The sequence below is a fragment of the Dyella ginsengisoli LA-4 genome (genome assembly GCF_000334915.1).
Lineage (GTDB): Bacteria > Pseudomonadota > Gammaproteobacteria > Xanthomonadales > Rhodanobacteraceae > Dyella_A > Dyella_A ginsengisoli_A.
In genome coordinates this window covers 1-11,817 of record NZ_AMSF01000005.1, presented here as the reverse complement: position 1 = coordinate 11,817, position 11,817 = coordinate 1, and the positions used below count along the sequence as shown (strand labels likewise).

Genomic DNA, 11,817 nt, shown 5'->3' with positions numbered 1-11,817 from the left:
TCAATAAGAACCACCGCAGCCTCGGGACTGTGCGGTCAACGCACCTTCACATACCTCCCTCTGTCGCGCAGATAGTTCGCTAAAGCCTGAGCTTACGGCGCCCGAGCTTCGGTTTGGCCTAGCCAACAAAGTTCGTCTGCCACTGACCAATCCTAGTCAAAAAACTTTTGGAATCATAAACGCTGAATGCAAGGTCTCATCAGGACTCGCCAACACCTAAATCCAACGTCCGCTTTGGGTCGAAAGCCGCCCCTGATGCACCGACGCATCAACGCAAAAAAAGCCCCGCATCGCGGGGCTTTTTCGTGTCAAGCGCTACCGACCACTCAGGCGAACGGATCGTCCAGCACGATGGTGTCGTCGCGGTCGGCGCCGGTGGCGACGAGGGCGATGCGGCAGCCGGAGAGTTCTTCCAGGGCGCGCAGGTAGGCGCGGGCGGCGGGCGGGAGCTTGTCCCACTCGCGGATGCCGGCGGTGGACTCTTCCCAGCCCGGGAACTCCAGGTACACCGGCTTGCACTCTTCCCAGCCGTCGGCATCCAGCGGCGCCAGTTCGCGGCGCTTGCCGCGGTATTCGTAGGCGATACAGACCTTGATGGACGGCAGGCCGTCGAGCACGTCGAGCTTGGTGATGGCCAGGCCGTTGATGCCGTTGATCTGCACGGCACGCTTGAGCGCGACGAGGTCGATCCAGCCGCAGCGGCGCGGGCGGCCGGTGCTGGCGCCGAACTCGTTGCCGACCTTGCGCAGGCGCTCGCCCATCTCGTCGTGCAGCTCGGTGGGGAACGGGCCGCCGCCGACGCGGGTGGCGTAGGCCTTGCAGATGCCCAGCACGTAGTCGATGTCGCCCGCGCCCACGCCGGTGCCGGCCAGCGCGCCGCCGACGGTGGTGTTGCTCGATGTGACGTACGGGTAGGTGCCGTGATCGATGTCCAGCAGCGCGCCCTGCGCGCCTTCGAACAGGATGTTGCCGCCTTCCTTGCGCACGTCGTGCAGGATGGTGGCGACGTCGTCGACCATCGGGCGGATGAACTCGCTGTAGGTCAGCGCTTCGTCCAGCACGGTCTGGTAGTCCACCGGCTCGGCGTTGAGCCACTGGGTGAGGATGAAGTTGTGGTACTCCACGGCGGCCTTGATCTTCTCCGGCAGCTCGTGCGGGTACATCAGGTCGGCGACGCGGATGGAGCGGCGGGCGACCTTGTCTTCGTAGGCCGGGCCGATGCCGCGGCCGGTGGTGCCGATGGCGCTCTTGCCGGCCTTGACCTCGCGCGCCTTATCCACCGCGATGTGGTACGGCATGATCAGCGGCGTGGCGGGGCTGATCTTCAGGCGCGGGCGCACGTTGACGCCGTTGGCCTCCAGCTCCTCGATCTCGCTCTTGAGCGCGGCCGGGCTCAGCACCACGCCGTTGCCGATCAGGCACAGCGCGTCGTCGCGCAGGATGCCCGAGGGGATCAGGTGGAGGACGGTCTTCTTGCCCTTGATCACCAGCGTGTGGCCGGCGTTGTGGCCGCCCTGGAAGCGCGCGACGGCGCCCACGCGTTCGGTCAGCAGGTCGACGATCTTGCCTTTGCCTTCGTCGCCCCACTGGGCTCCAAGAATGACTACGGACTTGCCCATGGCGTTGCTCTCTTGTGGCACCCCGATCGGCGGGGCGGGAGGTACTGCGGTGGTGTTGCCGGTGCTGCGGTGGCGCAGGTCGGTGGCGTCCGTGTCACCCCGTCACGCCCGCGCGCGACGCACCCTCGGGCCTCGTGGCCAGAGCCGGTTGGAACGGGCCGATCGGCGGCCCGCCGGTGTGTCGCGAACGTGTTTCAGCGCTTTCCGGCGCTGTTCTGGAAATAGTGCAGGAACGGATCGTCCGGCTTCAGCACCAGCACGTTCTTGCCGTCGTCGAAGGCGTGACGATACGCCTGCATGGATCGGTAGAACGCGAAGAACTCCGGATCCTGGCCATAGGCCTGGGCGTAGATCAGCGCGGCCTGGGCATCGCCCTCGCCGCGGGTCTTGGCCGCGTCGCGCTCGGCATCGGCGCGCAGCACCTGGGCCTGGCGGTCGGCGTCGGCGGTGACCGTGGTGGCCATCTGCTCGCCGGTGTAGCGCAGCTCGTTGGCCAGCTGCAGGCGCTCGGCCTTCATGCGCTTGTAGACCGAATCGCTGACCTCATTGGGCAGCTCGATCTGCTTGATGCGCACGTCCACCACCTCGATGCCCAGGCTCTTGCGGGAGGCCAGGTCGGTCTGCTCGCGCACCTTGTTGGTGATGTCGCGACGGCCGCCGGAGATCAGCTCCTGCAGGGTGCGGCTGTTGAACTCGAAGCGCAGCGCGTTCTTGACGATCGGGCTCAGGCGCTGGGCGGCCTGCACCGGGTCGCCGCCGGTGGCACGGTAGTAATCCGCGTTGTCGGCGATGCGCCACTTCACGTAGAAGTCGACGTTGACGCTCTTCTTCTCCGAGGTGAGGTAGCGCTCGGGGCTGGCGTCCATGGTGAGGATGCGGTTGTCGAAGCGCATCACCTGCTGCAGCAGCGGCAGCTTGAAATGCAGGCCGGGCTGGTCGCCGGTGCGCACGATGCGGCCGAACTGCAGCAGCAGCGCGGACTGCCCCTCGCCCACCACGTACATGCTGTTGAGGCCGAGCAGGGCCAGCAGGATCACGGCGATGATGGCGGAGATCTTCATGGCTGCTTCTCCTGCGAGGCCGCATCGGCACTGACGGTGGCGGCCGGGCTGAGCGTGCTGCCCATGCTGGCCGGCAGGTTGATGATGTTGCGACCGCCGGAGCCGTCGATCACCTTCGGGTTGCGCGCCATCACGTCTTCCATGGTTTCCAGCCACAGCCGCTGGCGGGTCACCGCAGGGGCAGCCTTGTATTCCTTCAGCAGCAGGTTGAAGCGCTCGGCATCGCCGGTGGCTCGGGCAATGCGCTCGGCCTTGTCGCCCTTGGCCTGGGCGATGATGCGGGCGGCCTCACCGGTGGCCTGCGGAATCACCTGGTTGGCGTAGGCGTGGGCCTTGTTGACCGCGCTCTGCTTGTCCTCGCGGGCGGCGTTGACGTCGTCGAAGGCGGCCTTCACCTCGTCCGGCGGGGCCACGTTCTGGAAGCTGACGTCGGTGACCTGCAGGCCGGCGTGGTAGCTGTCCAGCGTGTGCTGCAGGGCGTCGAGGGTCTGCTGCTGCAGGGTCACCCGATCGTCCTTGCCCGGCTTGGCCGCCGCCAGCTTGGCGGCGGTCGCGGCGCTGGCCGAGGCGGCCGAAGCCGGCAGCGAATCGGGGTCATCGCCCGGGCTGGTGAGAATCTCGTCCATCGAATGCGAGCCGACCACCGAGCGCACCGCCGCTTCGGCGGCCTGGGCCAGGGTGTCGTCCGGATCGTTGGTGGAGAACAGGTACTGGCGCGGGTCGGAGACCTGGTACTGCACGTTGTAGGCGACCGAGATGATGTTCTCGTCGCTGGTGAGCATGCGCACCTGGCCGACCTGGGCGCGGATGCGTGTGGTCTCGACCTTGGCCACCGTCTCGATCGGCGCGGGCAGCTTGAAGTGGAAGCCCGGGGTGAGCGTGCGCGAATACTTGCCGAAGCGCAGCACGACGCCGGTCTGGCTGGTGTTGATGACAGTGGCGCTGGACACCAGCAGCCACGCCAGCAGCACCGCCAGCACGATGGTGAAGATGCCGCCGGGGCCACCGCCGAGCTTGCCGAAGCGCTGGCGCAGCCGCTTGAGCAGCTGGTCCAGGCCGTTCGGACCGCCGTTGCCGTTCGGGCGGTTGTTCTTGCCCCAAGGGTCGCGTTGTCCGTCGTTCTTGCCGGGTTCGTTCCAGGCCATGGTCAGTCTCCTTGGGGCCGCTGGGAGGCCGGCAAATACAGCCGGAACACAGGTGTGACGGGTTGGGTCATGACTCGATCGGGCACGCTTGGCGTGAAGGTCCGCCCCGAGGGGCACCACAGGCACAAAACGGGCGCAATTCTACCAGAGCCGTCCGGCGCCTGCGGGTCACTCCAGCGGCGGGGCGGTGCGTTCGAGCAGGTCGCGCAGCAGCACGGCGTCGCCGCCGGGGCCGCCACTGAGCGGGGCGATGACGCTGCGCGGGGCGTCGATGTCCAGGCACCAGCCGTCCTCGTCGACCCGTTCGCCGACGATCGCGCCGGCGGCCTTGAGCCGCGCATGCAGGCGGCCGGCGGACAGCGGCAGGCGCAGCTCGGAGCGCACGCGGTCGCCGCCGAGCAGTTCGCCCAGCGCCTCGCGCAGCAGCTCCAGCCCCTGCCCGGTGCCGGCCGACAGCCACACCTGCACCGGGCGGCCCTCGCCGTCGCGGACGATGCGCGGTTCGGCGCCGGCCAGGTCGATCTTGTTCATCACGTGCAGCTGCGGCAGGTCGCCGGCGCCGATCTCCTCCAGCACGCCGTCGACCACACGGTGCAGCCGGTCGCGCTCCTCGTCGGCGGCATCGCTGACGTGCAGCAGCAGGTCGGCGTCGCGCGCCTCGGCCAGGGTGCCGCGGAAGGCGGCGACCAGGTCGTGCGGCAGGTCGCGGACGAAGCCCACGGTGTCGGCGATCACCGCCGGCCCGCAGCTGAGGTCCTCGATGCGGCGCACGGTGGGATCGAGCGTGGCGAACAGCTGGTCGGCGGCATACACGCCGCCGGCGGTGATCGCGTTGAACAGGGTGGACTTGCCGGCATTGGTGTAGCCGACCAGGGCCACCCGCGGCACCGTGTTGCGCAGCCGCGCCCGGCGCTGCTGGCCGCGCTGCACCTGCACCTTCTCCAGCCGCTTGGTGAGCATCTTCACGCGCTCGGCGAGCAGCCGGCGGTCGGTTTCCAGCTGGGTTTCGCCCGGGCCGCGGTTGCCGATGGCGCCGCCGCGCTGGGCGTCCAGGTGGGTCCAGCCGCGCACCAGCCGGGTGGCGATGTGCTTGAGCTGGGCCAGCTCCACTTCCAGCTTGCCTTCGTGCGAGCGGGCGCGCTGGGCGAAGATGTCCAGGATCAGCCCGGCGCGGTCGACCACGCGCACGCCCAGGTGCTTTTCCAGGTTGCGCTCCTGCACCGGGCTGAGCAGGTGATCGACCAGCACGAGGTCGGCCTCCAGCGCGCGGGCCATCTCGGCCACCTCGTCGGCCTTGCCGGTACCGATGTAGAAGCGCGGGTTGGGCGCCTCGACGCGCGCCGGCACGGTACCGAGGATCTCGGCACCGGCGGATTTGGCCAGCTCGGCGAATTCTTCCGCGCGCCGCGCAGCATCACCCTCGCCGCGCGAATGCGGCTGGACGAGCAAGGCGCGATCGCCTCTCTTCTGTCTATCGAACACGGGGGCTTGCAGCTCCGGCGGATGGAACGTCCCTGGATGGGGGCAACGCCGGCGCGATCAAGCAGGCGGCCGCGTCACGGCCGCCCGCCTGGAGTCAGGCCTCGGCGTCGGCGGCCGCGGCTGGCGTCTCGGCCTGGCCCTCATGGCCGTTGCCCACGCGCACGTTGCGGCTGGGCACCACGGTGGAGATGGCGTGCTTGTAGACCATCTGGCTGACCTGGTTGCGCAGCAGCACCACGAACTGGTCGAAGGACTCGACCGTACCCTGCAGCTTGATGCCGTTCACCAGGTAGATGGACACCGGGATGCGCTCGCGGCGCAATGCGTTGAGAAAAGGATCCTGCAAAGACTGCCCCTTGGACATTGTTCTGGTTCTCCCCCGTCTGATGCGGCGGTCCGGACAAAAAGAGAGCGCGCCCGCTCCGGACCAAGTCTTCTGGATCTTAACCGCTTTTAAATCGGGTGCGAAAGCGCCGCGCCCCGCCGCATGGCGGATCGCGATGGCTGTCACATCAGGCATTTACCCGGCATGTCCGAGGAACAGCTCCAGCGCGTCGACGGCGCGCCCGGCCAGATCCGCGCGCTCCGGATCGAGCACGCGCGCGTCCAGCTCGCTGCGCAGCCAGGTGATCTGCCGCTTGGCCAGCTGGCGGGTGGCGTAGATGCCGCGGTTGCGCAGTTCGGCGGCGTCGAACTCGCCGTCCAGGTGCTGCCAGGCCTGGCGGTAACCGACCGCGCGGATCGCCGGCAGGTCGGCATGCAGGTCACCGCGGGCCTTGAGTGCGCGCACCTCGTCGAGGAAGCCGGCGGCCAGCATGGCGTCGAAGCGCTCGGCGATGCGCGCGTGCAGTGGCGCCCGGTCGGCCGGCAGCAGCGCCAGCTTCAGCACCCGCCACGGGAACGGTTCGCGTGGCTGGCTGCCCTGCAGTTCGGAGATCGGCCGGCCGGTGAGCGCGATCACCTCCAGCGCGCGCTGGATGCGCTGGGCGTCGTGGATGCCGATGCGCGCGGCAGCGACCGGATCCTGCCCGGTGAGCCGGGCGTGCAGTTCCGGCCAGCCGATCTCCGAGGCCTCGGCGCTGATCTGCGCGCGCAGCTCGGCATCGGCCTCCGGCAGCGCCGACAGCCCCTGCTGCAGGGCGCGGAAATACAGCCCGGTGCCGCCGACCAGCAGCGGCAGCTTGCCGGCGTCGGTGATCGCCCGCATCGCCGGCACTGCGTCGGCGCGGAAATCGGCGGCCGAATACGGCTCGGCCGGGTCGCGGATGTCGATCAGCGCGTGCGGGTAGCGCGCCAGGGTGGCGGCGTCCGGCTTGGCGCTGCCGATGTCCAGCCCGCGGTAGACCAGCGCCGAGTCCACGCTGACCAATCCCACCGGGAAGCGGTCGGCCAGGGCGCACGCGAGCGCGGTCTTGCCCGACGCGGTCGGGCCCATCAGGAAGATCGCCAGCGGGCGCGTGTCGGAGGGCATCGGGCAAGTGTAGAGGGCCGCCGGCGCGGGATGGACCGTCGCCCCGCCATGCTGCGCTGCCAAAGCGGCGTGCACCGGTCGGCCCGTATAATCGTCGGCTGATTCCGCGGCCGCCCCGCCGCGTCACCCCACCCACGGATGTCCCCATGCCTCAGACGATGAAAGCCCTGGTCAAGCGCCACGCCGAACCCGGCATCTGGATGGAAGAAGTGCCGGTGCCCGAGGTCGGCCCGAACGAGGTGCTGATCAAGCTGGAGAAGACCGCGATCTGCGGCACCGACCTGCACATCTACAAGTGGGACGAGTGGAGCCAGCGCACGATCAAGCCGGGCCTGACCATCGGCCACGAGTTCGTCGGCCGCATCGTGGAGATCGGCCCGGGCGTGACCGGCTACCAGATCGGCGACCGCGTCTCCGCCGAGGGCCACATCGTCTGCGGCCATTGTCGCAACTGCCGCGCCGGCCGCCAGCACCTGTGCCCGAACACGGTGGGCATCGGCGTGAACCGCAACGGCGCGTTCGCCGAGTACATGACCATGCCGGCCTCGAACCTGTGGCCGATCCCCGACCAGATCCCGTCCGAGCTGGCCGCGTTCTTCGACCCGTACGGCAACGCCGCGCACTGCGCGCTGGAGTTCGACGTGATCGGCGAGGACGTGCTGATCACCGGCGCCGGCCCGATCGGCATCATCGCGGCGGGCATCTGCAAGCACATCGGCGCGCGCAACGTGGTGGTCACCGACGTCAACGACTACCGCCTGAAGCTGGCCGCCGACATGGGCGCCACCCGCGTGGTGAACGTGGCCAACCAGTCGCTGCGCGACGTGGTGAAGGACCTGCACATCCAGGGCTTCGACGTCGGCCTGGAGATGAGCGGCAACCCGCGCGCCTTCAACGACATGCTGGAAGTGATGTACCACGGCGGCAAGATCGCCATGCTCGGCATCATGCCGCGCGGCGCCGGCATCGACTGGGACAAGGTGATCTTCAAGGGCCTCACCCTGCAGGGCATCTACGGCCGCAAGATGTACGAGACCTGGTACAAGATGACGCAGATGGTGCTGACCGGCTTCCCGCTGCAGAAGGTGCTCACCCACCAGATCGCCATCGACGATTTCCAGCGCGGCTTCGACCTGATGGACCAGGGCGTCTGCGGCAAGGTCGTCTGCAGCTGGACCTGAGTCCCGCCCCCTGACCGCCGGCCGCCTCGCGCGGCCGGCACCTCCCGAATCCGATCGAACGTGCGCTTCACCCGGCCGAGGCTGGGCGGCGGACGGGCTTGTCCGTACACTTCGGCAAGGACCCGCAGGGGCACCGGGTCCGGTGCCGGCGGCGTCCAGCCGCGCCGCCGGAATGCGGCGTACTGGGACTGCTTCGATGCGCATCCGACGTTTGCTGGAAGACCCCCGCGCCACCCGCGCGCTGGAACGCACGCGCGAACTGGCCCGTTCCCGGCGAACACGCCGCACGCTGGCGATCGTTGCGGGCGTGCTGGTGCTGTTCGGCCTGCTCGGCTTCTTCGCCGCCCCGCCGATCCTGCGCGGGCAGATCGAGAAGCGCGCCAGCGCGGCGCTGTCCCGCCCGGTGACGCTCGGCAAGGTGCACCTCAACCCGTTCACCCTGCGCCTGCAGCTCGACCATCTGCACATCGGCGGCCGCGACGGCAAGGCCGCCTTCGTCGACGTGGACCAGGCGGTGATCAACGCCTCGTGGACCTCGCTGTTCCGCATGGCGCCGGTGCTCGACGCCCTGCGGCTCGACCACCCGCAGATCCAGCTGACCCGCGGTGCGGACGGCCGCTTCAACTTCTCCGACCTGATCGACCGCTACGCGGCCAAACCGGGCGCGCCGCCCTCGCCGCCGGCGCGCTTCGCGCTGGCCAACATCGAGGTGAAGAACGGAGACATCCGCTTCGACGACCAGCTTGCCAGGGCCACCCACCGGGTGGACAAGCTCGACGTCGGCATCCCGTTCCTGGCCAACCTGCCCAGCGACACCGACATCTACGTGCAGCCGCTGCTGGCGATGCGCATCGACGGCAGCCCGCTGCGCGTGGAAGGGCAGACCAAGCCGTTCGCGGACTCGCGCGAATCGATCATGCATGTCCGGTTCGACCAGCTGGACCTGCCGCGCTACCTCGCCTACGTACCGCCGGCCGCACTGCCGGTGGCGATCCCGCAGGGCCTGCTCTCGGGCGTGCTGGACCTGCACTTCGTGCAGAGCCAGCCGACCCCGCAGCTCAAGCTCACCGGCCATCTGCAGCTGGACGACTTCGCGCTGGCCACGCGCCAGGGCGCACCGATCCTCGACCTGGGCCATGGCGGCGCGCAGCTGGTGGACGTGCAGCCGCTGGTCTCGCGCTACCACCTCGGCACCGTGGTGCTGGACCGCGCCACACTGAGCTACCGGCAGGACGCGGACGGCCACAGCAACTTCGATGCGTTGACCGCCGGCAGCGCCGCCTCGGCCGGCAAGCCAGCGGCGCCGCCCACCGACCTGCGCAGCGATGGCTTGTTCCTGACCGACGGCGCCGTGCACTACACCAACGCGACGCAGCAGACGCTGGCTCTCTCCCGCGTGCGCGGCGCACTGCACGGTCTCAGCCTGTTGAAGGCACCCGCCGGCACACTCAACCTGGCCGCCGCACTCGGTGGCGGCGACATCACCGCCCGGGGCACGCTGGACCTGGCCTCCGGCCAGCTCAAGGCCGCGCTCGGCCTGAAGCAGGTGGCGGTGGCGCCGCTGCAGGCGATCGCCGCGCCCGACCTGCGCGCACCGGTCACCCAAGGACGGCTCGATGCCGGCGGCCAGCTCGCGCTGGACTGGGGCAAAGCGGTCAACGTGCACCTGAGCGACGCGCATGCCACGGTGAGCGATTTCGCGCTCGCCCCGCAGCAGAAGGAACGCGGTCCGGCGATGGCGTGGGGCCAGCTCGACGCGGCGATCCCGCTGTTCGACCTGGCCAGTCGCCAGGTACAGCTGGGCGACGTCACCCTGCACCGCCTCGCGCTGAACATCGAGCGCGCGCGGAACGGCCGGCTGAGCCTGGTGGAGCTGATGCCGGAAACGCCCGCCGCCCCCGCGGACGACCACGCGGCGGCTGCCCCCTGGCACTGGCAACTGGGCCGCCTCGCGCTGGACGACGGCAGTGTGGACTTCACCGATCTCGCCGCCGGCACCCGCCCGGTGATCACCCGGCTCACGGCGATGAACGGACACCTGGACGGGCTCAGCGACAAGCTCGGCGAAGCGCGCCCGTTCGCGCTCGCCGCCACGATCGACCGCGGCAGCTTCGACGCCAGCGGCACGCTGCGTCCCGATCCGCTGGGTGCCGAGCTGAAGCTGACCACGCGCAACCTGGACATCGCCCGCTTCGAGCCCTACCTCGACGCACCGCTGAACGTGACCATTGCCAGCGCACGCCTGACCAGTGACGGCCAGCTGCGCTACGACGCCCGCGGCCGCACGCCGTCGCTGCGCTATCGCGGCAACGCGGCGCTGGAACGGGTGCGCGTGCAGGACAAGCTCACCGGCGACGACTTCCTGCGCTGGCGCACGCTCACCGCATCGCGGCTGGACGCCGAGATCGGGCCGTCCACGCCGCGGGTGGATGTCGGCGCGCTGGTGCTCACCTCGTTCTATGCCCGCATGATCATCAACGCCGACGGTCGGCTGAACCTGTCCGACGTGGTGGCCTCGCCGGAGTCCGCCCCGGTGTCGGTGACCCGCGCCGAAGGCAGCGCGCCCGTACCTTCTGCCCCAACGCCGCCGGCAGACAACCGCCGCGTAGCCGAGGTGCCGGCCGCCGCGAGCAGCGCGCCGGCCGCGGACATCCACCTCGGCGGCATCACCCTGGTAAACGGCCAGCTGAACTACACCGACAATTTCATCAAGCCGAACTACACCGCCAACCTCACCAGGCTCACCGGCAAGATCGGCGCCTTCGGCACCAAGCCCGGCGACCCGCCGGCCGAACTGAGCGTGCAGGCCGCGCTGGACGAGAACTCGCCGGTGGACATCAGCGGCACCATCAACCCGCTGCAGCCGGTCGCCTTCCTCGACATCAAGGGCAAGGCCGACGAGGTCGAGCTGACCCGGCTGGCCGCCTATTCGCGCAGGTACGCCGGCTACCCGATCACCTCGGGCAAGCTCAACATGGACGTGCACTACCAGCTCGACAACCGCAAGCTGGCCGCCGACAACCACATCTTCATCACCCAGCTGACCTTCGGCGAGCGCGACAACAGCCCGGGCGTGAAGCACCTGCCGGTGAAGCTGGCGGTCGCTCTGCTGCGCGACACCGAGGGCAACATCGACGTGAACCTGCCGGTGTCCGGCTCGCTGGACGACCCGCAGTTCAGCGTCGGCGGGCTGGTGTGGCGGGCGATCGTCAACCTGGTCGCCAAGGCGGTGACCGCGCCGTTCCGCCTGCTCGGCGCCGCGTTCGGCGGAGCGGGCGCCGACCTGGGCTACGTCGAGTTCGCGCCCGGCTCGGCCATCCTCGACGCCAAGGCGCAGGAGCGGCTGGGCAAACTGGTGGCGATCCTCGAGAAGAAGCCGTCGCTGAAGCTGGACATCATCGGCCGGGTCGACCCGACCAAGGACCGCGACGGCCTGCGCAAGGTCACCGTGGAGAACCTGATCCGCCGCGAGCTGGTGCTGGACGAAAAGGGCAAGGACGCCGACCTGTCCGATGCCGCCCTCGCCGACGTGCGGGTGACGCCGGACCAGGTCGAGAAGTACCTCAAGCGGGCCTACAGGCACGACGACATCCCGAACAAGCCGCGCAACTTCCTCGGCCTGAAGAAGTCGCTGGACCCGGACGAGATGCGCGGTCTGATGGAAGCCAACGTGGCGGTGGACGAGCCGGCGATGCGCGCCCTGGCCAAGCGCCGCGCCGACGCCGTGCGCAGCTGGCTCACCGGCAAGCTCGATGCCGCCCGCTACGACGAGAAGCCGGTGGTGCTCGATGCCAAGGGCATCGACGACAAGGGCAAGACCACCCGGGTGGATTTCGGCCTGCACCAGTAGCGGCGGGC

General features: G+C 69.4%; 8 protein-coding genes. 2 read left to right on the top strand and 6 right to left on the bottom strand.

Annotation, left to right across the window (positions count from 1 at the left end; all coding sequences use genetic code 11):
- Positions 1-326 precede the first annotated feature (326 nt).
- The 6 genes from C693_RS0100865 to miaA all read right to left on the bottom strand — a co-directional run bounded on the left by C693_RS0100865 (position 327) and on the right by miaA (position 6,778).
- Positions 327-1,619: an adenylosuccinate synthase gene (locus C693_RS0100865; RefSeq protein WP_017460353.1), complete on the bottom strand. Its 1,293-nt coding sequence runs from the start codon at positions 1,617-1,619 to the stop codon at positions 327-329.
- Between the two features lie 194 nt (positions 1,620-1,813).
- On the bottom strand, positions 1,814-2,680 hold the full coding sequence (gene hflC / locus C693_RS0100860) for a protease modulator HflC (protein WP_017460352.1): 867 nt from the start codon (positions 2,678-2,680) through the stop codon (positions 1,814-1,816).
- Complete coding sequence (hflK, locus tag C693_RS20765) at positions 2,677-3,825, bottom strand: FtsH protease activity modulator HflK (protein ID WP_017460351.1); 1,149 nt, start codon at positions 3,823-3,825, stop codon at positions 2,677-2,679. Before hflK ends, hflC begins: the two co-directional genes overlap by 4 nt.
- Positions 3,826-3,993: 168 nt before the next feature.
- Entirely contained in the window at positions 3,994-5,307 is a 1,314-nt protein-coding gene (gene hflX / locus C693_RS0100850) for a ribosome rescue GTPase HflX (RefSeq protein ID WP_026107082.1), read from the bottom strand.
- Positions 5,308-5,401: 94 nt separating this feature from the next.
- On the bottom strand, positions 5,402-5,671 hold the full coding sequence (hfq, locus tag C693_RS0100845) for an RNA chaperone Hfq (protein WP_026107081.1): 270 nt from the start codon (positions 5,669-5,671) through the stop codon (positions 5,402-5,404).
- Positions 5,672-5,827: 156 nt separating this feature from the next.
- On the bottom strand, positions 5,828-6,778 hold the full coding sequence (gene miaA, locus C693_RS0100840) for a tRNA (adenosine(37)-N6)-dimethylallyltransferase MiaA (RefSeq protein WP_017460348.1): 951 nt from the start codon (positions 6,776-6,778) through the stop codon (positions 5,828-5,830).
- A 146-nt stretch (positions 6,779-6,924) separates the two neighbouring features.
- Here miaA and tdh point away from each other — a divergent pair, with 146 nt between their 5' ends.
- A complete protein-coding gene (gene tdh, locus C693_RS0100835; protein WP_026107080.1) occupies positions 6,925-7,959 on the top strand; it encodes an L-threonine 3-dehydrogenase in 1,035 nt (344 codons plus the stop codon).
- Between the two features lie 196 nt (positions 7,960-8,155).
- The gene (locus tag C693_RS0100830; RefSeq protein ID WP_017460346.1) at positions 8,156-11,809 is read left to right on the top strand and encodes a DUF748 domain-containing protein; all 3,654 of its coding nucleotides are present in this window, start codon (positions 8,156-8,158) and stop codon (positions 11,807-11,809) included.
- Positions 11,810-11,817 lie beyond the last annotated feature (8 nt).

Coding starts and splice junctions, on each gene's coding strand:
- miaA (WP_017460348.1), bottom strand. CDS start 6,778: ATGCCCTCCGACACGCGCCCGCTGGCGATCTTCCTGATGGGCCCGACC.
- C693_RS0100865 (WP_017460353.1), bottom strand. CDS start 1,619: ATGGGCAAGTCCGTAGTCATTCTTGGAGCCCAGTGGGGCGACGAAGGC.
- hflC (WP_017460352.1), bottom strand. CDS start 2,680: ATGAAGATCTCCGCCATCATCGCCGTGATCCTGCTGGCCCTGCTCGGC.
- tdh (WP_026107080.1), top strand. CDS start 6,925: ATGCCTCAGACGATGAAAGCCCTGGTCAAGCGCCACGCCGAACCCGGC.
- C693_RS0100830 (WP_017460346.1), top strand. CDS start 8,156: ATGCGCATCCGACGTTTGCTGGAAGACCCCCGCGCCACCCGCGCGCTG.
- hflK (WP_017460351.1), bottom strand. CDS start 3,825: ATGGCCTGGAACGAACCCGGCAAGAACGACGGACAACGCGACCCTTGG.
- hfq (WP_026107081.1), bottom strand. CDS start 5,671: ATGTCCAAGGGGCAGTCTTTGCAGGATCCTTTTCTCAACGCATTGCGC.